Source organism: Arthrobacter sp. Cza30, from assembly GCF_059090765.1.
Genome location: NZ_JBNHGA010000003.1, coordinates 658,950 through 678,773, shown reverse-complemented (window position 1 = coordinate 678,773; position 19,824 = coordinate 658,950). Strand labels below are relative to the sequence as shown.

Genomic DNA, 19,824 nt, shown 5'->3' with positions numbered 1-19,824 from the left:
CCGCGGTGAGGGCTCGGCGCGGAGTGCCCGCGAGCGGACTCCGTGCGGCATCCGTCGGGCGACGCCGCCGGTAGGCTTGACACGTGGCCCCCTCCTCTTCCGACGCGCCGGTGAACCCGTACGCGGCGGCCGGTGTCGACACGGCCGCCGGCGACCTCGCGGTCGAACTGATGAAGTCGGCCGTGCGGCGCACGCACGGCTCTGAAGTGCTGGGCGGCGTGGGCGGATTCGCCGGACTGTTCGACGCGAGCGCGCTGACGGCGTACGACCGGCCGCTGCTGGCCACCAGCACGGACGGCGTCGGCACCAAGGTCGCCATCGCGCAGGCGGTCGACAAGCACGACACCATCGGGCTCGACCTCGTCGGCATGGTGGTCGACGACATCGTCGTCGTGGGCGCCAAGCCGCTCTTCATGACCGACTACATCGCCTGCGGCAAGGTCTTCCCCGAGCGCATCGCCGACATCGTGCGCGGCATCGCCGCCGGCTGCGCCGAGACCGGCACCGCCCTCATCGGCGGCGAGACGGCCGAGCACCCGGGACTTCTCGGCGTCAACGACTACGACGTGGCGGGTGCCGCGACCGGTGTGGTCGAGGCCGGTCGTGTGCTCGGCGCCGACCGCGTCCAGGCCGGTGACGTGGTGCTCGCCCTGGCCAGCTCGGGTCTGCACTCCAACGGCTACTCGCTCGTGCGTCACATCGTCGCCGGTGCGGGCGTGCAGTACGGCGCACCCGCGGTGGACCTGGGCACGCACGGGACGACCTGGGGCGAGGTGCTCCTCGAGCCGACCCGCCTGTACACCGCGCCGCTGCTGCGCCTGATCGCCGACCACGGCGATCGCATCCACGCCCTCAGCCATGTCACCGGCGGCGGCATCGCCGCCAACCTCGCCCGCGTCCTGCCGCAGGGCACGTGGGTGGAGGTGGACCGCTCGACGTGGTCGCCGCCCCCGGTCTTCCGCGTCCTCGCCGACCTCGGCGATCTCGACCTCATGTCGACGGAGGGCACCTGGAACCTCGGCATCGGCTTCCTGGCGGTCGTGGCCGCCGACAAGGCCGACGCGGCGGCATCCGCTCTCTCCCATGAGGGGATCGAGACGTGGCAGGTGGGCGTCGTCCGAACCGGCGCCCGGCCGGACGGGGATTTCGAGCAAGGCGCGAAGGGCGTCGACGGAGGCGCCGTGCGCCTGGTCGGCGCGTACGCGGACAGCACCGGCCGCTGAGCCGGGCCCGACAGAACAACGGAGCAAGCGACACCCATGTGCGGAATCGTCGGGATGGTGGGCCGTGGGTCCGTCAACCAGGAGATCTACGACTCCCTCCTCCTGCTGCAGCACCGCGGGCAGGACTCCACCGGCATCTCGACCGCCGAGCGCAGCGGCGTCGTCCACATGCACAAGGCGCGCGGCCAGGTGCGCGAGGCGTTCCGGACGCGCGACATGCGGGCCCTGCTCGGCGACATCGGGCTCGGTCACGTGCGTTACGCGACGAAGGGCACCGCCTCCAGCGAGGAGGAGGCGCAGCCCTTCTACGTCAACGCGCCCTACGGCATCGTGCTGGTGCACAACGGCAACCTCACCAACACCCGCGAGCTGACCGACGAGCTCTTCCGCAAGGACCGCCGCCACCTCAACACCAGCTCCGACACCGAGCTGCTCGTGAACGTGCTGGCCAACGAGCTGCAGGCCTCCATCGCGGGGCTGGAGCTGGACCCGGACCAGGTCTTCCAGGCGGTCAGCCGCGTGCACGAGCGCGTCGAGGGCTCGTACGCCGCGATCGCCCTGATCGCCGGCTACGGGCTGCTGGCGTTCCGTGATCCGTTCGGCATCCGCCCGCTCATCCTCGGAACCCGCAAGCACGAAGACGGCAGCTCCGAGTGGGTCGTGACCAGCGAATCTCTCGTGCTCGAGAACGGCGAGTTCGAGGTGGTCCGGGATGTGGCGCCCGGCGAGGCCGTGTTCATCGACCTCGACGGCACGCTGCACTCGCGGCAGTGCGCGGCCGACCCCAGGCTCGTGCCCTGCTCGTTCGAGTACGTGTACCTCGCTCGCCCCGACTCGGTGATGAACGGCATCTCGGTGTACGAGGCGCGCCTGCGCATGGGGGAGCGCCTCGCCGACACGATCGCCAAGCACACGCCGCGCGAGGCGATCGACGTGGTCATGCCGATCCCGGACTCGTCCCGCCCCGCCGCCATGCAGGTGGCTCGGAAGCTGGGCATCGAGTATCGCGAGGGCTTCTACAAGAACCGTTACGTCGGTCGGACGTTCATCATGCCGGGGCAGGCGGTGCGCAAGAAGAGCGTGCGCCAGAAGCTCAACGCGATGTCGAGCGAGTTCAAGGGCAAGAACGTGCTGCTCATCGACGACTCGATCGTGCGCGGGACGACCTCGAAAGAGATCATCCAGATGGCTCGGGATGCCGGCGCCAAGAGCGTCACGTTCGCGTCCGCCGCGCCGCCGGTGCGCTTCCCGCACGTCTACGGCATCAACATGCCCTCGCGCCACGAGCTGGTCGCCCACGGCCGCACGATCCCCGAGATCGCGGAGGAGCTCGGCGCCGACTTCGTCGTCTACCAGGAGGTCGAGGACCTCAAGGCGGCGATCCTCGAGGGCACCGACATCGAGGACCTCGACATGAGCTGCTTCGACGGCCGCTACGTGACGGGAACCGTGAGCGAGGAGTACCTCGCCTGGGTCGAAGGCTCGCAGGAGAGCTGAGCCGCCGACCGCGGCGGCGTCGAGGAGCATCCGGGCGCCCGTAGGCTTGGGGAGTGAACTCGACCCCTGCCCGGCCGCTGTGGCAGGGAAGAGCACTCGCCCTCGTCGGGATCGTGCTGTTCGCGTTCTCGCTGCGCTCCGCCGTCGCCTCGCTGTCGCCGCTGTTCGATCACATCGCCGCCGACTTCGACCTGCCCGCCGCCGTCATCGGCCTCATCGGCACGGCACCGCCCGTCTGCTTCGCGGTCTTCGGCCTGCTCACGCCCGCACTGGAAAGGCGGTTCGGGCTGGAGCGGCTCGCGGTCGCCGCCATGGTCGTCGTCACGCTCGGACTCATCGCGCGCAGCCTCGCTCCGAACTCCTTCCTGCTGCTGGCCGGGACCGCGCTGGTGTTCGCCGCCGTCGGAACCGGCAACATCCTCATGCCGCCTCTCGTGAAGCGGTACTTCCCCGACCGCGTCGGCCTCATGACGACGGTGTTCTCGACCACGATGTCGATCGCCACGTTCGTGCCGCCGCTCGTGGCGGTTCCGGTGGCGGATGCCGCGGACTGGCACTGGTCGCTCGGCCTGTGGGCGGTCTTCGCCTTCGCCGCCGCTCTTCCCTGGATCCGATTGGCCGCGTGGCGGCGAGCGGACACGGCGCCGGAGGACATCGAGGTGGCGAGCCCCCGCGTGTTCGGCCGGATGTGGCGGATCCCTGTGGCGTGGGCGCTCATGATCGGCTTCGCCGTCTCGAGCACCCTCGCCTACACGTCCTTCGCCTGGATGCCGAAGATGCTGGTGGACATCGCGGGCGTCACCCCGGCCGGCGCCGGCATCCTGCTGTCGCTGTTCGGCTTCATGGGACTGCCGGCCTCCCTCGCGGTGCCCCTGCTGGCCACGCGCTGGAACGCCACGCGAGTGCTGTTCGGTGTCGCGGTCACCGCGGGACTGGCCGGCATCGCCGGGCTGCTGTTCGCGCCGACGGTCGCCCCGTGGCTGTGGGTGGCGCTGTACGGACTCGGACCGCTCCTGTTCCCGCTCATCCTCGTGCTGCTGGGGCTTCGCACGCGCACGCACGAAGGATCGGTCGCGCTCAGCGGCTTCGTGCAGAGCTGCGGCTACGCGATCGCCGCGGCGTTCCCGCTCGGCATCGGACTGCTCCACGACGCCACCGACTCATGGACCGGCCCCCTGATCGTGCTGGCTTGCATCGTCGCGGCCGGGATCCCCGCGGGCGTCGTGGCGGCGCGTCCCCACACCGTCGAGGACGAGTGGGAGCGCCAGCACGGTCGCTGGTGACTCCTGCGCGAAGGCGACCCCCGGTCGATGCATGCGCGGGCACGCGCGCGAGAACCCCGCGAACGCGACCGCCCGTGCATGCGCGCGAGGGTACGACTCAGGGTGCGTCGTTCATCAGCATCGCGCGCCTGGTGCGCACGATCGAACGTCGCGTCGAGGGTGGTGCGGTGGTCACACCTGGGACGACGGAACGGCCGACGTCTCGTCTTCGTCCTCGTCGTCGTACTGGTCAGCCCACTTGTCGATGTACTCGTCGTCACCCGACGGGTGACCGAGCTCTCGCTCGAGCGCTGCGTAGTTCACGCTGTACGTGTCGTACTTCAGCTCACGGGCGATCTTGGTGTGCTTCGCCTTCTGACGGCCACGCCCCATGCGAGACCCCCTCATATCTGAGTCGCGGGCTAATTTGCGGGCTCTCAGCCGCCGCAAACCCGGGCATTCACGAATCCGGTTTGAACCGGTAAGAGTAGCATTCAGGATATCACGGAGCCCCCGCACCCCGGCGGTCCGCGGGTGCGGGCTGGAGCGATCGCCCGAGGAGGCGCGAGACGTATGACAGATGAGGCATCTGAGACCACCGCTGCGGCCGAGGACAACACGCATCTTCACGGCGCTGTCATCGCCGGCGTCGTGCCGGACCAGTCCCCGAGAGTCATGAAAGAAGCGGCCCGCTACGCGAAGCTGCTGGGCGTGCCGCTTGTCGTCACCCACGTCGACGTCACGCGGTTCGTGACGTACGAAGACCCCGACGGCTACGTGCACTCCGCGCCGATCGACATCAACATCGCCGCGGGTGAGGACGAGTTGAAGAGGGTCCGCGAGACCGCTGCGGCGGTGCTCGGTGCCGCCGGTGTGCGTTGGGAGGTGCGTCAGCTCGTCGGCGACCCCGCCATGGCGATCAAGCACTTCGCCGACAAGATCGACGCGCGCCTGCTCGTGGTCGGGACTCGCAAGAGGGGCCTGGGTGAGTCGCTGCGTGAGTTCTTCACCGGCTCGGTGGGTGCGCGGCTCGCGCACCGGCAGCACCGACCGATCCTGATCGTCCCGCTGGGTGAGCCCGTTCCGGACGACGAGGAGATCTGGCCGGCCTGAGGCGAGTCGGCGTTCCGTCTCGCTTCGCGGATCCTGAGTAGGGCGCTCTGCGCCCGTGGCGAAGGGCGGTCAACGACCGCGGATCCCGTCGCTCGCTCAACGACCGAGGGCTGCCGGTCGTCGAGCGAGGAGCGAAGCGACGGGACGACACGGGCTAGCCGTGCAGCGCCCGCGTGATGTCGCGGGCGACGCGATCGAGATTCGACACGATGTCGTCGACGACGGACGACGCGAGGTCGCCGCCTCGCGCGACGTGGGTGCGCAGGTCGCTGCGGACCCGTGCGCGGAACTCGTTCACGGCGGCGTCCGCTCGATGCAGCTGCTCGCGCGACGACACACGCGGCTCGTCCTTCGCCGCTCTGGCGTGCGTGTACTCCTCGTCCTTCGCCGCCGCGAGGTCTGCACGAAGGCTCCGCATCGCCTCGCGGACGCTGCCGCGCACCTCTTCCGCGATCAGTCGCACGGAATCGGCCAGGCCCGCTTCGATGCCCTCGAGCTCGCCCGCACGCGCCTCCACCTCGGCATGGCCCGCCTCGGTGATGGAGTAGACCGTCTTGCGACCCTCCACGGTCTTCGTCACCAAACCCTCCTCTTCAAGCTTCGCCAGCCGCGGATAGATCGTGCCCGCGCTCGGGGTGTACGTGCCGCCGGTGCGATCCGACAGCGCCTGGATGATGTCGTAACCGTGGCGCGGGCCCTCATCCAGCAGGTTCAGCAGGTACAGGCGCAGATCGCCATGCGAGAAGACAGGACTCATCACCACTCCTCCTCGTCCACGCCGGCGGAGACGTCGTCGGCGTGCGCCGAGGCATCCGCACCCCCGGCGCCGGTGCGCCGCAGCACCGCGATGTCGCCCGAGACGGAGTTGGCGCGCACGTCGGCGAAGCTGCCGCTGAGCTCCCCGACAGAGCCGGTGAAGTTCGTCGTCGGGCCCGGGCCGTGCCCCGACCGGACGACCCCGTCCACCTGCACGCGACCGCTCACGCTGCGGATCACGTAGTTGGCGGGATACCCCTCGTCCAGCCGCACGGTCGCGTTGCCGCTGACGGTGTTCAGGCCGACGCTCTGCAGATCCCCGGTCGAGTCGACCGTCATCGCACCCGACACGGTGTCGATCGACACCCGCTTCAGGGCTCCGGTCGCCGCGATGTCTCCCGAGACGCTGTTGGCGCTGAGGGCCCCGACCAGCTCGCGCACATGCACGTCGCCCGAGACGGCGTTCACCGTCAGGTCGCCGGTGAGCCCGTCGACGATGATGTCGCCCGAGACGGTGTTGAGCCGGGCGTCGTGGCGGATCCCGGCGACCAGCGCGCTCGCGGAGACGACGCCCAGGTTCAGCGCAACCGAGCGAGGGACGGCGACGCTGATCTCGGCCTTGGGGCCGCCGGCTCCGAAGTTGCGGAACACCTCGAGGAAGTTGTCCCAGCGCAGCTGCGGATGATCGATCTCGACGGCGTCGCCGGAGACCTCGATACGCAGGTCCTTGACGGCGACCGCATGCACCTCGATGCGAGCGCCCGGCTCGTCGTGGGCGACGACGTCGATCTGGCCGCCGACCAGACCGACTTTGAGCGAGCGCACGGTCTCGATGTCGATGACGCGCGTCTCACCCGGGTGGATGATCCACTTCTCCAGGGTCATGACTGCCTCCATAGGTGTCGGATGTGTGTCTAGTCGCGATATATCGCGTGCAAGGAGAGTAACACGATATATCGCGACCCGCCACACTTTCGCCCCCGCATGACGTTGTCCATGGCCGGATGCCCCGCGCTGCACCATACTGAGCGCGTGTCTCCGCGACCGGTGGTTCCTGCCTGTGTCCTCCTCCTTCTCGTGACAGGGTGCTCTGTGGAGTCGCCGGTCGTTCCACCGACTCCCTCGTCGACGTCGAGCAGCCTGCAGGGGCAAGAGGCCCTTGCAGACACCGAGGAGGTGTTCACGCCGGTGGTCGGGTCAGTGCTCGCGCCGCCGATCGCCACGGCGACAACCGATGGGCGCGTGCATCTCGCATACGAGCTCCTCCTGCAGAACGCCCTCTCGCAGGATGTGGGGATCGACGCAGTCACCGTGAGGGGCGATGGCGTTGATCTGCTCACTCTGAGTGCGGACGACCTGCTCGACTGGTCGAAGGTGTTCGGCCAGACCCAGCCGACGACGACGATCGGTCCCGGGCAACAGGCGTTGGTCTGGCTGGATGTCGTCGTGGATTCGATGGCAGATGTCCCTGCAGAGCTCGAGCACGGCATCCAGATCTCCCCGACGGAACCGATTCCGCCGGTGATCGCGTCCACGATGACAGAGACCATCGCTGCCGTGGCGCCTGATACTCGAGAGCCGGTCGTGATCGGTGCGCCCCTCGCCGGCGCCGGCTGGCTCGACGGCAACAGCTGCTGTGCGTTGACGGCGCATCGCGCCGCCGTGAACCCCATCAACGGGGCGTTTCATGTTCCGGAGCGGTTCGCCATCGACTTCGTCCAGCTGGACGCCGACGGCCGCATCTTCGACGGCCCCGTCGACGAACTGGACAGCTACGCCTACTACGGGTCCGACATCCACGCTGTCGCGGACGGCCCGATCATCGGCATGCGGTGGGATCTTGAAGAGCAGGTGCCCGGCGCGAATCCCACCGGCCTGGGTGTCGACGAGTACGGCGGCAACCACATCGTTCAAGACATCGGCGGCGGCCGCTATGCCTTCTACGCGCACCTCCAAAAGGACAACCCGTTGGGGGTGGAGATCGGACAGCACGTGTCCCAGGGTGCGGTCATCGCTCGGCTCGGCAACACGGGCAACACCGATTCGCCCCACCTGCACTTCCACGTCATGGACGGTCCGCTGCCGCTGGCGTCCAACGGACTGCCGTTCCTCATCGAGTCGTTCGAACTCGTCGGTCGGGTCGCCTCGGCCGATGACGTCGACGCGTGCGCGTCGAAGCCGGTGGTCTGTGTGATGGACGATGCCGGGGCTGGCGCGCGTCAGAACGAGAGCCCTCTCTTCCGCGATGTGATGGACTTCCCCGCCCGACCCTGAAACTCATCCTCCACCTTCGCCCCCGAGAACCGCTTGACGTTGACGCTGCGTCAACGCTTAGCGTGAGGAGTCGACGCGGAAGGAGGCGCGATGACACAGAAAGAGTGGTCGATCCAGCAGATCGCGAAGCTGGCGGGAACGACGAGCCGCACGCTTCGTCACTACGGCGACGTCGGCCTCCTGTCGCCGTCGAGCGTCGGCCATAACGGCTACCGCTACTACGACGAGGCGGCGCTCGTACGGCTGCAGCGGATCCTGCTGCTGCGCGAGCTCGGCCTCGGGCTGCCGCAGATCGGCGAGGTGCTCGAGCAGGAGACGTCCGAAGCGCATGCGCTGGAGACGCACCTCGCGTGGCTGCGGCAGGAGCAGGACCGGCTGAAGCGACAGATCGCTTCGGTGGAGAACACGATCGACGCCTTGAGAGGAGGTGAACGACTGATGGCAGAGAACATGTTCGACGGCTTCGACCACACGCAGTACAAGGACGAAGTCGAGCAGCGTTGGGGCAAGCGGGCCTACGCCGACAGCGACCGCTGGTGGCGCTCGATGAGCGGCGAGGAGAAGACCGCCTGGCAGCAGCGGACCGCGGACCTCGGTCGCGACTGGGTCGCGGCGGCGGAATCGGGCATCGCACCCGACAGTGCAGAGGCGCAGGCGCTGGCCCAGCGCCACGTCGAGTGGCTGACCGGCATTCCGGGCACCCCGACCGCAGTTCCGGGCGGCGATGTCAAGGCGTACGTCGTCGGTCTCGGCGAGATGTACGTGGCGGACCCCCGCTTCGGCGCGAACTACGCGACGAGCCAGGGGGGCAGCGCCGGCGCCGAGTTCGTGCGCGACGCGCTGCGCGTGTACGCGGACGCGAACCTCTGACGCTGACAACGAAAAGACGGATGCCGCGGCCCTCTGTGGCCGCGGCATCCGCCTTCTGGGGTGTTACCGGGGAACGGTCTCCGGTCAGGTGCGGCGGCTGCCGCTGATGACTCGGAAGAGGAATGCGATCAGCGCGATCACGCCGACGATGAGCGCCACCCACAGCAGCCAGTTCAGCGCCGTGTTGAGGCCGCCGACGATCGCAAGGATGATCGCCACGACGATGATGATGATCAAGGCGAGGTTCATTGAAGGTTCTCCTTCTCCGTCGTCGATGCGCCGGAAAGCGCATCGGATGCCCCGGGAGGGCACGTTCCGAGATTGGCATTCGCCGTGCATTCGCCGTAGGGGCTTGACGACATTCCTCACCCGGTGATAGCGCCGATCCCCGCCATCGCCACGATCGGCGGGCACGATCGCCGTATGCTGCGCCCGGCATCGGTGGAGCTAGGAGCGGCCGAGGGGCATGTCAAGCCCTGTCGAGCCGGCCGTCCGGCGACGTAGCGTCGCGCCATGACGACTTCCGAGCGCATCGATCCGACCGAGAAGCACCACTCCGACGGCTTTCCCGAACAAGAGCAGGAGCAGCCGGGCCTGACCGAGGAGACGACACCCGAGCCCGACCATGGCGAGCGCACGTACACCGGCGCCGGGCGGCTGCAGGGCCGGAGGGCGCTGATCACCGGGGGCGACTCCGGCATCGGCCGCGCGGTCGCGATCGCCTTCGCACGCGAGGGTGCCGATGTGGCGCTGGTGTACCTGCCGGAGGAGCAGGAGGATGCCGACGACACTTCGCGCTGGGTGACGGAGGCCGGCGCGCGTGTGCTGACCCTTCCCGGCGACGTGCAGGACGAGACGTTCTGCGCCGAGATCGTCGAGCGGACGATCGCCGAATTCGGCGGCCTCGACATCCTGGTGCTGAATGCGGCGTACCAGAAGGATCGCGAGGGGCTGGATTCGCTTCCCACCGAGGAGCTCGAGCGGGTCTTCCGGACCAATCTCTTCGCGCAGATCTTCAGCGCCCGTGCGGCGATCCCTCACATGGAACCGGGCTCCTCCATCATCGTGACGACGTCCATCCAGGCGTTCAACCCGTCGCCGGGGCTGATCGACTACGCGATGACCAAGGCCGCGCAGGTCGCCTTCGTCAAGGCGCTCGCGCAGGAGCTCGGTGAGAAGGGCATCCGCGTCAACGGCGTCGCGCCCGGACCCATCTGGACACCCCTGATCCCGGCGACCGGATGGGACGAGGAGCGCCTGGGCAGCTTCGGCCAGGACACGCCCCTGGGTCGTGCGGGCCAGCCGGCCGAGCTCGCGGGAGCGTACGTGTACCTCGCCAGCGAAGCGGCGTCCTACGTGTCCGGCGCGATCCTGCCCGTCACCGGCGGGAAGGGGCTGTAGACCGCGTGAGGGCGGGCCGTCGCCCGCGCACGCGGACCAGGAAGGAAGGAGAGGAACATGCCGGCTGGACGTGGATCCAATCTGAAGGATCGCGAGATGTACGAGAAGCTGCGGGAGGACGGCGCGTCGAAGGAGAAGGCGGCGCGCATCTCCAACGCCGCAGCGAATCAGGGGCGCAAGAGCGTCGGAAAGCGCGGCGGCGATGCCGAGAACTACGAGGACCGCACGGTCCCCGAGCTGCGCAAGCGGGCGAAGGAGCTCGGCCTCACGGGCTACTCGGGCAAGAAGAAGTCCGAGCTCATCTCCATGATCCGCAACCACTGACGCGCTTCCGCCCGCCCGGCCGACGCCGATTGTTCGGGGCGTCGGTAGGCTGGCCGTCCCACGGCGTGAGAGGGGAGTGACGGATGCCGAGACTCGCGCGCGTCCGTCCGCTGCAGGACCCCGGCTTCCGGCGGGTGCGAGCGGGCTCCGGGTTCCGCTACATCGACTCCTCGGGCCGGAGCCCCGGCGAGGAGCACCTCGAGCGCATTCGCGCGCTCGTCATCCCGCCGGCGTGGGAGAACGTCTGGATCTGCCCCCGCCCGAACGGGCACATCCAGGCGGTCGGCACCGATGCGGCCGGACGGCGGCAGTACATCTACCACACGGAATGGTCCGCCGGACGGGACCGCGGCAAGTTCGCACGGGCCCTCGCGCTCGCCGAGGCGCTGCCGCGTGCACGGGCACGCGTGACGACGTCGCTGCGTCGCGACGCCCTCGACCGCGAACGCGTGCTCGCTGTGTCCTTCCGGTTCCTCGATCAGGCGGCCCCGCGCATCGGCTCGGAGCGGTACCTCGCAGCGAACGGCAGTCGCGGCCTCACGACGCTGCAGCGACGGGATGCCTCCGTCGACGCAGCGGTGGTCACCCTGTCGTTCCCCGGCAAGAGCGGCAGGCGGCAGCTCATCGAGCTGGAGGACCCGGACCTCGCGGCCGTCGTGGAGGTGCTCGCGACAGGCCGCCCGCGGTCGCCGCTGCTGTCGTGGCAGCGCGGCCGACGACGCGTGCCGCTCACGCCCGCCGAGGTGAACGCGTACGTGCGGTCGCTCACGGGCGGGTCGTTCACCGCGAAGGACTTCCGTACGCTGCGCGGCACCATCCACGCCGCCGAAGCCCTCGCCCGCATCGGCACCGTCGACACCAAGAGCGACCTCAAGCGGGCCGAAGCGCTCGCCGTGCGAGCGACCGCCGAGGCGCTCGGGAACACGCCGGCGGTGGCGCGTGCCTCGTACATCGACCCGCGCGTCTTCTCGCGCTATCGCGACGGTCACGTGCTCGACCTGTCGATCTCACCCGAGTCCGCGATCCGTGCGCTGCTGCGCCCGGTCCGCGAGCCGGCCACCCCCGATCCGGTCGTCGACGAGTCCGACACCGCACTCCCTCCCGACGGCGAGTAGCGCGACCGCCTCCTCCGGAGGTCGAGTAGCGCGGCAGCGCGTATCGAGACCCCGGGCGTGATCTCGATACGGCTCGCTCCTCGCCTCCTCGATCACCGGTGAGAGGTTCCTCGCCTCCTCCGGTCCGCCGGTAGCGTGAGGGGATGCCGCAGCGGATCGACCAGCGGATGCTGGGATACGTCGTGGTGGGCGGTGCCATGGGTGTGCTGGCGCGCGCGGCGATCACCGCTCCTATGGCAGACGACGCGATCGTGCCCTGGCTGACGCTCGCGATCAACATCGTCGGATCTCTCCTCCTCGGCGTCGTCGTCGGAGGGCTGGGCGAGCGTCGCCCGCACCTGCGCGCGTTCCTCGGCACCGGTGTGCTGGGCGGCTTCACCACCTACAGTGCCTTCGCGGTCGAGACGGTCCTGTGGCTGACGACGCCGCTCCTGGCCGCGGTGCTGGTGGTGGCATCCCTGGTCGGCGGAGCCGCCGCAGCGCTTGCCGGGCTCCTGCTCGGCCGGCGCATCGCCGGCCGGACCGGGGGCGTGGAGTCCCTGGAGGATGCGGAGTGAGGGCGTGGCAGCTGCTGCTCATCGCCGTCGCCGGGGGTGCCGGAGCGGGGCTCCGTCACATCGTCGACCGGCTGCTGAGCCCGCCCGCGCGCGCTCGGCTGCCGATCGGCATCCTGGTGGTCAACGTCTCGGGCTCCTTCGCGCTCGGCGTGCTGACCGGGTTCGGAGCCCTCCTCACGCCCGAGGTCTCCCTCGCGCTGGGTGTGGGACTGCTCGGCGGCTACACGACCTTCAGCACCGTGTCGGTCGAGTCGGTGCTGCTCGCGGAGCGTCGGCGGTGGCGGGATGCCGCGCTCAATCTCGCCGGCACCTTCGTGCTGGCGGCGCTCGCGGCGGGCGCCGGCGTGGCTCTCGGAGGAGCCGTCGCGAGCGCCTTGGCCGGCTGAGCGGCCATGGAATACTGAAGCCGATACATTCTCGTATCGGCCGCCTCGCGGCCGCCCAGTCCGGCTCGTCGTGCAGGTCGCGGGCTCGGGCCTTTCTTCACCCACCCCAGCGAAGGCAGCCGTGTCGAACCTCGCCGTTCTGAGTCTGAAGAACCGCGCGCTCATCGCGCTCATCACGATCGTGGCCGCCGTCTTCGGCGGTCTGGCGCTGACGAACCTGAAGCAGGAGCTCATCCCGTCGATCGAGTTCCCGACTCTCATCGTCGTCTCGTCCTACCCGGGCGCCTCGCCCGAGGTCGTCAACAACGACGTCTCGACTCCCATCGAGACCGCGATCCAGGGCGTCGCGGGCCTGGAGTCCACGACCGCCACGAGCACGACGAACGCGTCCGTGATCCAGGCATCCTTCACGTACGGCACCGACCTGGCCACGGCGGAGCAGAAGATCACGCAGGCGATCAACCGCATCGACAACGAGCTGCCGGAAGGCGTCGAGCCCTCCGTGCTGACCGCGAGCATCGACGACTTCCCCGTCATCCAGCTCGCGGTCACCGGCTACGACGACGAGTCGGCCATCCAGTCCCGGCTCGAGACGAGTGTCATCCCGGATCTCGAAGACGTCGACGGGGTCAACGCGGCGACGATTGTCGGTGGCGTCGGTCAGCGCGTCACGATCACCCCCGACCCTGCCCTGCTCGCCGAGTCCGGGTTCACACAGCAGGCCATCCGCGACGCCATGGAGCAGAACGGCGTGCTGTTCCCCGGCGGTGAGATCACCGAGGACTCCCAGACCCTCACCGTGCAGACCGGCCAGAAGCTGACCTCGGCCGACGACATCGCCGCGCTGCCGCTCGTGCCCAGCTCGGCCGAGCAGGCGACAGCCGGTCAGGTGACGGTCGGGGACGTGGCGACGGTGGCGCAGGAGCCGGATCCGGTGACCTCGATCTCACGCGTCGACGGCGATCCGGCCCTGACGATCGCCGTCACGAAGCTTCCCGCCGCGAACACCGTCGAGGTGTCGCACGGCGTGCTCGACGCGCTGCCGTCGTTGGAGGACGCGCTCGACGGCGCCGAGTTCACCGTCGTCTTCGATCAGGCGCCCTACATCGAGCAGTCCATCGAGACGCTCGCCGTGGAGGGGATGCTCGGTCTCGCGTTCGCCGTGCTCGTCATCCTGCTGTTCCTGCTGTCGGTGCGCTCCACGCTCGTCACGGCGATCTCGATCCCGACCAGCGTGCTGGTGACCTTCGTCGGCATCCAGGCGTTCGGGTACTCGCTGAACATCCTGACCCTCGGTGCGCTCACCATCGCGATCGGACGTGTGGTCGACGACTCGATCGTCGTCATCGAGAACATCAAGCGCCACTACGTCGGCGATGCCGACAAGCTCGCCTCCATCAAGCTCGCCGTGCGCGAGGTCGCGACCGCGATCACCTCTTCGACGATCACGACGGTGGCGGTGTTCCTGCCCATCGCGTTCGTCGGCGACATCACCGGCGAGCTGTTCCGTCCGTTCGCCCTCACCGTCACGATCGCGATGTCGGCATCGCTGCTGGTGGCGCTGACGATCGTGCCCGTGCTGGCGTACTGGTTCCTTCGCCCCGGCAAGCCCCTGCTCGACGCGCGCGGCAACCAGGTCGATCCCGAGGCGGCGGAGGCCCCGCCGTCTCGTCTGCAGAAAGGCTACCTGCCGATCCTTCGGTGGACGCTGCGGCACTCGTGGGTGACGCTCTTCCTCGCGGTGCTGGTGCTCGGCGGTACGGTGGCCGCGGCGCCCTTTATGAAGACGAACTTCCTCGGCGACTCCGGCCAGAACACCTTCACGATGACGCAGGACATCGGCGCCGCGCCGAGCCTGGACGCGGAGGATGCCGCCACCCAGCGCGTCGAGGACGCCATCGTCGGGCTGCCGGGCGTCGAGACCGTCCAGGTCTCGATCGGCTCGAGCGGTTCACCGCTGCGGGACGCGTTCTCGGGCGGCGGTGCCGGCATCACCTATTCGATCACGACCGACCCGGACGCCGACCAGGTCGCGGTGCGCGAGGACGTCCAGCGCGCCGTCGCGGAGCTCGACGACGTGGGCGAGATCACCGTCTCCGCTGGCGGCGGCGGCTTCGGATCCAGTGACATCGAGATCGACGTCACCGCGCCCGACTCGACGACGCTGCAGGAGGCGACGGACGCCGTCATCGCCGCCGTGGAGGACCGCGACGGGGTCGGACAGGTCTCGAGCAACCTTTCGGCGTCGCTGCCCTACATCGGCGTCGTGGTCGACCGCGACGCCGCGGCGGCCCTCGGGCTGTCGGAGGTGTCGGTGGGTGCGCTCGTGTCGGGCGCGATGCAGCCGCAGTCGATCGGCACGGTCGAGATCGACGACACCGCGCTGACGGTGTACCTGGCCGCGTCGGACACCCCGGTATCGCTGGAAGAGCTGCGCCGGCTCACGATCCCCGCGGCAGCGGGCCCCGTGCCGCTGGAGCGGGTCGCGACGGTCGAACAGACCCAGGGGCCGGCGTCGATCACCACGCAGCGCGGCCACCGCACCGCGACTGTCACCGTGACGCCGTCGACCGACGACCTCACGGCCGCCACCGCGACCGTGGCGCAGGCGCTCGAGGAGGCGGATCTGCCGTCAGCGGCCGACGCGTCGCTCGGCGGTGTGGTCTCTCAGCAGCAGGATGCCTTCTCGCAGCTGGGCCTGGCCCTGCTGGCGGCGATCCTGATCGTGTACATCGTCATGGTCGCGACCTTCAAGTCGCTGCGCCAGCCGCTGCTGCTGCTGGTGTCGGTGCCGTTCGCCGCCACCGGCGCCATCCTGCTGCAGATCGCCACGGGCGTTCCCCTCGGTGTGGCCTCGCTCATCGGCGTCCTCATGCTCATCGGCATCGTCGTGACCAACGCCATCGTGCTGGTGGACCTGGTGAATCAGTACCGGCTCAAGGGCCTCTCGACGCATGACGCGACCATCGCCGGCGGAGCTCGTCGCCTGCGGCCGATCCTGATGACGGCGCTCGCGACGATCTTCGCGCTCACGCCGATGGCGCTGGGCATCACCGGTCACGGCGGGTTCATCTCCCAGCCGCTCGCGATCGTCGTGATCGGCGGACTGGTCTCGTCGACGGTCCTGACGCTGCTCGTGCTGCCCACCCTGTACAACCTCGTCGAGGGCGCCGGGGAGCGCCGACAGGCGCGACGCGGCCGGGACGAGCGTGGTGCGAGCGATCCGGCGTCGTCGAACGACGGACCGGAGGGGACGGATGCTGAGGCTTCGACGGCCGGCGCCGTGACGGGGGCTTTCGGGGTCGCCGCGAGCGGTGCGGTCTACGAGACCCGTCGCCAGCGGCGCGCCCGCGAGGGGACATCGACCGGCGCCATCGCGACGGTCGCGGTTCCGGCGATCGAGGAGGGCCCCGACGTCGAGGTGCCGACCGGGTCGGTCGCGGACGCAGCGGAGGAGGTGCCGGCTGTCGCGCTGTCGGAGGTTCCGGTGATCGAGGAGGGCGCCGACATCGAGATGCCGATGGGGTCGCGTGCGGACGCAGCGGATGAGGTGCCGGCTGTCGCGCTGTCGGAGGTTCCGGTGATCGAGGAGGGCCCGGACATCGAGATGCCGATGGGCTCGCACGCGGAAGACGAGGCGCCGGCGCTGCCGGAGGTGCCGCTGATCGAGGAGGGCCCCGACATCGAGATGCCGATGGGGTCGCATGCGGACGCAGCGGAGGACGTGCCGGCTGTCGCGCTGCCCGAGGTGCCGCTGATCGAGGAGGGCCCCGACGTCGAGCCGCCCGCGACTCCGCCTATCGAGGAGGATCCCGACGTCGAGACGCTGACCCCTTCGGCGCCGGCCGATGCGGGGAAGCGAGAACCGTCACCCCACGAGCACGACGCCGTGACGCCGGCCGACGTGACCGAGGGCGACACCGCCCCCATTGAGCCCGGCCGCGGTGAGCGCCGCGCCGAGCACTAGGAGCCGGGCCGCGCGGGCGCGGACCCCGATCGCGAGCCTGAGGTGGACCGGCGCCGGCTGCTGACCCGGCGACGCGCCCGCGACATGTTCGCTGCCCGGCCGGTCGGACGCGTGCGTGCGCGGGTCGACACGGGCGCGCGCCGAGACGCCGGCCGCACCGGCCGCCCGCTCGGCGATGACGTTCCCTGCGAAGCGGACCGGGCCGTCGATCGCCGGCTGCGCGCTGCGGTCGGGCGGACGCGAGACCGCGTGAGTCCGACGCGCGTGCTCGGTCCTGCCTCGCGGGCCGAGCGTTCCGCATCACGGACGATGACCGCATCCGACCTGTCGCAGGTCACCCCGTCGGCGCGAGGAGAAGACACCCGTACGAGACCGACACCCGCGGTCTCGGTCGGCGCGACCACCTCCTTCCGCCGCGACCCGGTGGGGAGGGAAGACGTCGATGGTGCGGACGGTCGCGGGGCCGTCGTGGCGACAGGCGGACGCTGAGCCGCCACTCGGCGGCCGGCGCGAGCGATCCGCCGGGCGCGGCGACGGGCCAGACGCCGCGTCGACGGAGACGGCCCGGCGTACGCGAGCGCCCGGGGAAGCGCCGTCAGCCAGATGCCCATCGCGACGAACGCCACCAGCTCGAACAGCGCGAGCGTGATGAAGCCGGCGGTCAGGACGACCATCCCCGTCGCAAGAAGGACCACGCAGAACGCCGTGGCCTGCCGGAAGCGCCGACTGCGCCCCGGCAGAGCCAGGCTCGTCGCGACGATGCCGAGGAACGACAGTCCGAGTCCGCTCGCGATGAGGTCATGCATGCCGGGGCTGACCGGGATCGGGATCACGCCGACGAGAACCAGGTGAAGGCCGGCGGAGGTGATCGCGATGCGGAACGCCCGTCGTGCACGTCGTCCGGTGCGCGCCGGCAGCGCGACGGCGACGAGCACGCCGTAGACGGCGAGGAAGAACCCCGACAGCATCACGGTGGAGTTGAAGGCGCGGCTGGACGCATCGCCGAAGGTGCCGAGCTGCGAGAAGTGCTGCTGCCACCACAGCGGATCCTGGGTGGTCAGCACGGACAGCGCCACCCCGATGGGCAGCGCCAGCACGGCGACGCGGTTGAAGTGATGCACGCCCCCGGCGTGCATCGGGGTCGGGCGGGAGCCGCTCGGCGATGTCGGCGGAGCGGCTGGTACGGTGGTCGCTTCGAAAAGGGTCGTGGAAGGCATCGGTTTCACGATCGGTTTCTGTGTGACAGTCCCGATGCCCCGACCCGTCCCCTGGGGTCGAAACACCAGGGCCGTCGCCTAAACGACAAAAATCCCCAGTTCAGCGGCATGCCGCTCAGGAGAACAGTATCCCGGAGAACCGGGGCGGCGCTGTCTTCTTGCCGAATTCCCTTCGGGATTCGCACGGGTGCGAGGCGTACGCTGGGTGCTTCTCGGACGATCCCCGCCGCCTGCGCGGCGCGTCCACGACGATCCCGGAAGACGGATGCCCAAGAACAAGAAGCCCGCCGGCGGTCGAGCGGCCAAGAACTTTGACCCGCGGTACAACCCGAAGTACAAGACGGGCGGCAAGCCGACGGCCGAAGGGCGTGAGGGCAAGCGCCGCCCCGGTGAATCGTCAGCCGGGACGCCGGGAAGCCGAAGCCCCGGTCACCGGGGGCATCGAGCGCCCGAATCGGATGCCGCTCCCAAGCGGCGCTGGAACGAGCAGGAGAAGGCCGGCCGCGACGAAGCGCGGGCCATCCGCGCGCAGGCGCGAGGCAGAAGCGCCGGTCCGGCCGCGCCGCGTGCCCCGCGTCGGTCCGCACCGGTCGACCGCGGCCGCGGGCCCGTCCGCGACCAGGTCCACGAGCGGCTGGAGGGCGAGACGGTCGACGCCCGCGCGCTCGCCGGCGGCACCTTCGCGGACCTCGGCCTGGGCCAGAACATCGTGCGGACGCTCGAGGAGCTGGGCGCGAGGCATCCGTTCCCGATCCAAGCGGCCACCATCCCGCCGATCCTCGAGGGACGCGACGTGCTGGGGAGGGGGCGCACCGGGTCCGGCAAGACGATCGCCTTCGGGGCGCCGCTGGTCGAAGCCGTGCTGCGCTCGCAAGCGGGCATCCGGCGCGAGGAGGGGCGCGCGCCTCGCGCGCTGATCCTCGCCCCGACACGCGAGCTCGCGCTGCAGATCGACCGCACCATCCAGCCCATTGCGCGGAGCGTGGGCCTGTTCACGACGCAGATCTACGGCGGTGTGCCGCAGGCGCGCCAGGTCGGTGCGCTGCGCCGGGGCGTCGACATCGTCATCGGAACGCCCGGCCGCATCGAGGATCTCGTCGAGCAGCGCGTGCTCGATCTGCGCGAGATCAGCGTCTCGGTGCTCGACGAGGCCGACCACATGGCGCAGCTGGGCTTCATCGACGCGGTGCAGCGCATCCTGCGCCGCACGCCGCGGAAGGGTCAGCGGCTGCTGTTCTCGGCGACGCTGGATCGCCAGGTGAGCGCGCTGGTCGGGGAGTTCCTCAGCGACCCCGTCGTGTACGAGGTGGCGGGCGACGAGGAGCACGCCGGATCGATCGACCACCGCGTGCTCCTGATCGATCATCGCGACAAGCCGGCCGTGCTCGGGTCGCTTGTGGACCGTGACGGCAAGACCCTCGTCTTCACCCGCACCCGCGCGTATGCGGAGATGCTCGTCGGACAGTTCGCCGACGTCGGCGTGCGAGCCCTGGCGCTGCACGGCGATCTGGATCAGGCGCGGCGCTCCCGCAACCTCGAGCAGCTCACGACCGGCCGGGCGAGGGTCCTCGTCTGCACGGATGTGGCCGCCCGCGGGATCCATGTCGACGACATCGACCTCGTCGTCCAGGCCGATCCGCCCGACGACCACAAGGCGTACCTGCATCGAGCCGGCCGCACCGGCCGGGCCGGACGCAGCGGGACCGTGGTCACCCTCGTGGCGCGACAGCGCCGCGCGCGCATGGAGGAGCTCCTCGAGCGGGCGCAGATCGAGGCCCGCTTCGACGAGGCGGCGCCGGGCGCGCCGATCCTCGAGCAGGTGCGCCGCTCAAGCTGACCGGCCCGGCGCCGGGCGCGGCCTG

17 protein-coding genes and 1 pseudogene are annotated in these 19,824 nt (G+C 70.0%); 13 read left to right on the top strand and 5 right to left on the bottom strand.

The window, feature by feature from the left end; all coding sequences use genetic code 11:
- Nucleotides 1–170: 170 nt before the first annotated feature.
- From purM to AC5RVZ_RS12585, 3 genes are read left to right on the top strand one after another with little or no spacing between them, the layout of a single operon-like run.
- Nucleotides 171–1,223: a phosphoribosylformylglycinamidine cyclo-ligase gene (purM, locus tag AC5RVZ_RS12595; RefSeq protein WP_494066280.1), complete on the top strand. Its 1,053-nt coding sequence runs from the start codon at nucleotides 171–173 to the stop codon at nucleotides 1,221–1,223.
- Between the two features lie 36 nt (nucleotides 1,224–1,259).
- The gene (purF, locus tag AC5RVZ_RS12590; RefSeq protein WP_494066097.1) at nucleotides 1,260–2,720 is read left to right on the top strand and encodes an amidophosphoribosyltransferase; all 1,461 of its coding nucleotides are present in this window, start codon (nucleotides 1,260–1,262) and stop codon (nucleotides 2,718–2,720) included.
- Between the two features lie 53 nt (nucleotides 2,721–2,773).
- Entirely contained in the window at nucleotides 2,774–4,003 is a 1,230-nt protein-coding gene (locus tag AC5RVZ_RS12585; protein WP_494066096.1) for an MFS transporter, read from the top strand.
- A gap of 171 nt (nucleotides 4,004–4,174) precedes the next feature.
- Here the strand turns inward: AC5RVZ_RS12585 and AC5RVZ_RS12580 are convergent, their stop codons facing one another.
- A complete protein-coding gene (locus AC5RVZ_RS12580; RefSeq protein ID WP_494066095.1) occupies nucleotides 4,175–4,375 on the bottom strand; it encodes a DUF3073 domain-containing protein in 201 nt (66 codons plus the stop codon).
- Between the two features lie 180 nt (nucleotides 4,376–4,555).
- Between AC5RVZ_RS12580 and AC5RVZ_RS12575 the strand changes: the two genes are divergently transcribed.
- The gene (locus AC5RVZ_RS12575; protein WP_494066094.1) at nucleotides 4,556–5,095 is read left to right on the top strand and encodes a universal stress protein; all 540 of its coding nucleotides are present in this window, start codon (nucleotides 4,556–4,558) and stop codon (nucleotides 5,093–5,095) included.
- 154 nt (nucleotides 5,096–5,249) lie between these two features.
- Here the strand turns inward: AC5RVZ_RS12575 and AC5RVZ_RS12570 are convergent, their stop codons facing one another.
- Nucleotides 5,250–5,852, bottom strand: a complete 603-nt coding sequence (locus AC5RVZ_RS12570) for a PadR family transcriptional regulator (RefSeq protein WP_494066093.1) — start codon at nucleotides 5,850–5,852, stop codon at nucleotides 5,250–5,252.
- Entirely contained in the window at nucleotides 5,852–6,736 is an 885-nt protein-coding gene (locus AC5RVZ_RS12565) for a DUF4097 family beta strand repeat-containing protein (RefSeq protein ID WP_494066092.1), read from the bottom strand. The genes AC5RVZ_RS12570 and AC5RVZ_RS12565 overlap by 1 nt, the downstream gene beginning before the upstream one ends.
- A gap of 207 nt (nucleotides 6,737–6,943) precedes the next feature.
- On the opposite strand from AC5RVZ_RS12565, the gene AC5RVZ_RS12560 reads away from it, so the two are divergent.
- Together AC5RVZ_RS12560 and AC5RVZ_RS12555 are read left to right on the top strand one after the other, a co-directional pair.
- Nucleotides 6,944–8,125, top strand: a complete 1,182-nt coding sequence (locus AC5RVZ_RS12560) for a M23 family metallopeptidase (protein ID WP_494066091.1) — start codon at nucleotides 6,944–6,946, stop codon at nucleotides 8,123–8,125.
- A 90-nt stretch (nucleotides 8,126–8,215) separates the two neighbouring features.
- Nucleotides 8,216–8,995 (top strand): MerR family transcriptional regulator, encoded by a 780-nt coding sequence (locus tag AC5RVZ_RS12555; protein ID WP_494066090.1) that lies wholly within the window; start codon nucleotides 8,216–8,218, stop codon nucleotides 8,993–8,995.
- Nucleotides 8,996–9,079: 84 nt separating this feature from the next.
- On the opposite strand, the gene AC5RVZ_RS12550 is transcribed toward AC5RVZ_RS12555, so the two are convergent.
- Nucleotides 9,080–9,244, bottom strand: a complete 165-nt coding sequence (locus AC5RVZ_RS12550) for a hypothetical protein (RefSeq protein ID WP_494066089.1) — start codon at nucleotides 9,242–9,244, stop codon at nucleotides 9,080–9,082.
- Nucleotides 9,245–9,508: 264 nt separating this feature from the next.
- On the opposite strand from AC5RVZ_RS12550, the gene AC5RVZ_RS12545 reads away from it, so the two are divergent.
- The 6 genes and pseudogenes from AC5RVZ_RS12545 to AC5RVZ_RS12520 all read left to right on the top strand — a co-directional run.
- Nucleotides 9,509–10,396, top strand: coding sequence for an SDR family oxidoreductase (locus tag AC5RVZ_RS12545; protein ID WP_494066088.1), 888 nt, complete (start codon nucleotides 9,509–9,511; stop codon nucleotides 10,394–10,396).
- A 57-nt stretch (nucleotides 10,397–10,453) separates the two neighbouring features.
- Nucleotides 10,454–10,720, top strand: coding sequence for a DUF7218 family protein (locus AC5RVZ_RS12540; protein WP_494066087.1), 267 nt, complete (start codon nucleotides 10,454–10,456; stop codon nucleotides 10,718–10,720).
- 83 nt (nucleotides 10,721–10,803) lie between these two features.
- A complete protein-coding gene (locus AC5RVZ_RS12535) occupies nucleotides 10,804–11,835 on the top strand; it encodes a DNA topoisomerase IB (protein ID WP_494066086.1) in 1,032 nt (343 codons plus the stop codon).
- A 143-nt stretch (nucleotides 11,836–11,978) separates the two neighbouring features.
- A complete protein-coding gene (locus tag AC5RVZ_RS12530) occupies nucleotides 11,979–12,392 on the top strand; it encodes a CrcB family protein (RefSeq protein ID WP_494066085.1) in 414 nt (137 codons plus the stop codon).
- Complete coding sequence (locus AC5RVZ_RS12525) at nucleotides 12,389–12,778, top strand: fluoride efflux transporter FluC (protein WP_494066084.1); 390 nt, start codon at nucleotides 12,389–12,391, stop codon at nucleotides 12,776–12,778. The genes AC5RVZ_RS12530 and AC5RVZ_RS12525 overlap by 4 nt, the downstream gene beginning before the upstream one ends.
- 121 nt (nucleotides 12,779–12,899) lie before the next feature.
- Nucleotides 12,900–16,130 (top strand): annotated as a pseudogene (locus tag AC5RVZ_RS12520) (efflux RND transporter permease subunit); the annotation flags it as partial.
- Between the two features lie 611 nt (nucleotides 16,131–16,741).
- Here AC5RVZ_RS12520 and AC5RVZ_RS12515 read toward each other — a convergent pair.
- Complete coding sequence (locus tag AC5RVZ_RS12515) at nucleotides 16,742–17,962, bottom strand: DUF998 domain-containing protein (protein WP_494066083.1); 1,221 nt, start codon at nucleotides 17,960–17,962, stop codon at nucleotides 16,742–16,744.
- Between the two features lie 265 nt (nucleotides 17,963–18,227).
- On the opposite strand from AC5RVZ_RS12515, the gene AC5RVZ_RS12510 reads away from it, so the two are divergent.
- Complete coding sequence (locus AC5RVZ_RS12510) at nucleotides 18,228–19,799, top strand: DEAD/DEAH box helicase (RefSeq protein ID WP_494066082.1); 1,572 nt, start codon at nucleotides 18,228–18,230, stop codon at nucleotides 19,797–19,799.
- Nucleotides 19,800–19,824 lie beyond the last annotated feature (25 nt).

Bases quoted from the DNA above. Each gene is read 5' to 3' on its own strand.
- AC5RVZ_RS12565 (WP_494066092.1), bottom strand. From the start codon at position 6,736: ATGACCCTGGAGAAGTGGATCATCCACCCGGGTGAGACGCGCGTCATC.
- AC5RVZ_RS12510 (WP_494066082.1), top strand. From the start codon at position 18,228: ATGCCCAAGAACAAGAAGCCCGCCGGCGGTCGAGCGGCCAAGAACTTT.
- AC5RVZ_RS12530 (WP_494066085.1), top strand. From the start codon at position 11,979: ATGCCGCAGCGGATCGACCAGCGGATGCTGGGATACGTCGTGGTGGGC.
- AC5RVZ_RS12555 (WP_494066090.1), top strand. From the start codon at position 8,216: ATGACACAGAAAGAGTGGTCGATCCAGCAGATCGCGAAGCTGGCGGGA.
- AC5RVZ_RS12535 (WP_494066086.1), top strand. From the start codon at position 10,804: ATGCCGAGACTCGCGCGCGTCCGTCCGCTGCAGGACCCCGGCTTCCGG.
- AC5RVZ_RS12580 (WP_494066095.1), bottom strand. From the start codon at position 4,375: ATGGGGCGTGGCCGTCAGAAGGCGAAGCACACCAAGATCGCCCGTGAG.
- AC5RVZ_RS12545 (WP_494066088.1), top strand. From the start codon at position 9,509: ATGACGACTTCCGAGCGCATCGATCCGACCGAGAAGCACCACTCCGAC.
- AC5RVZ_RS12550 (WP_494066089.1), bottom strand. From the start codon at position 9,244: ATGAACCTCGCCTTGATCATCATCATCGTCGTGGCGATCATCCTTGCG.
- purF (WP_494066097.1), top strand. From the start codon at position 1,260: ATGTGCGGAATCGTCGGGATGGTGGGCCGTGGGTCCGTCAACCAGGAG.
- AC5RVZ_RS12570 (WP_494066093.1), bottom strand. From the start codon at position 5,852: ATGAGTCCTGTCTTCTCGCATGGCGATCTGCGCCTGTACCTGCTGAAC.
- AC5RVZ_RS12540 (WP_494066087.1), top strand. From the start codon at position 10,454: ATGCCGGCTGGACGTGGATCCAATCTGAAGGATCGCGAGATGTACGAG.
- purM (WP_494066280.1), top strand. From the start codon at position 171: ATGAAGTCGGCCGTGCGGCGCACGCACGGCTCTGAAGTGCTGGGCGGC.
- AC5RVZ_RS12515 (WP_494066083.1), bottom strand. From the start codon at position 17,962: ATGCCTTCCACGACCCTTTTCGAAGCGACCACCGTACCAGCCGCTCCG.
- AC5RVZ_RS12575 (WP_494066094.1), top strand. From the start codon at position 4,556: ATGACAGATGAGGCATCTGAGACCACCGCTGCGGCCGAGGACAACACG.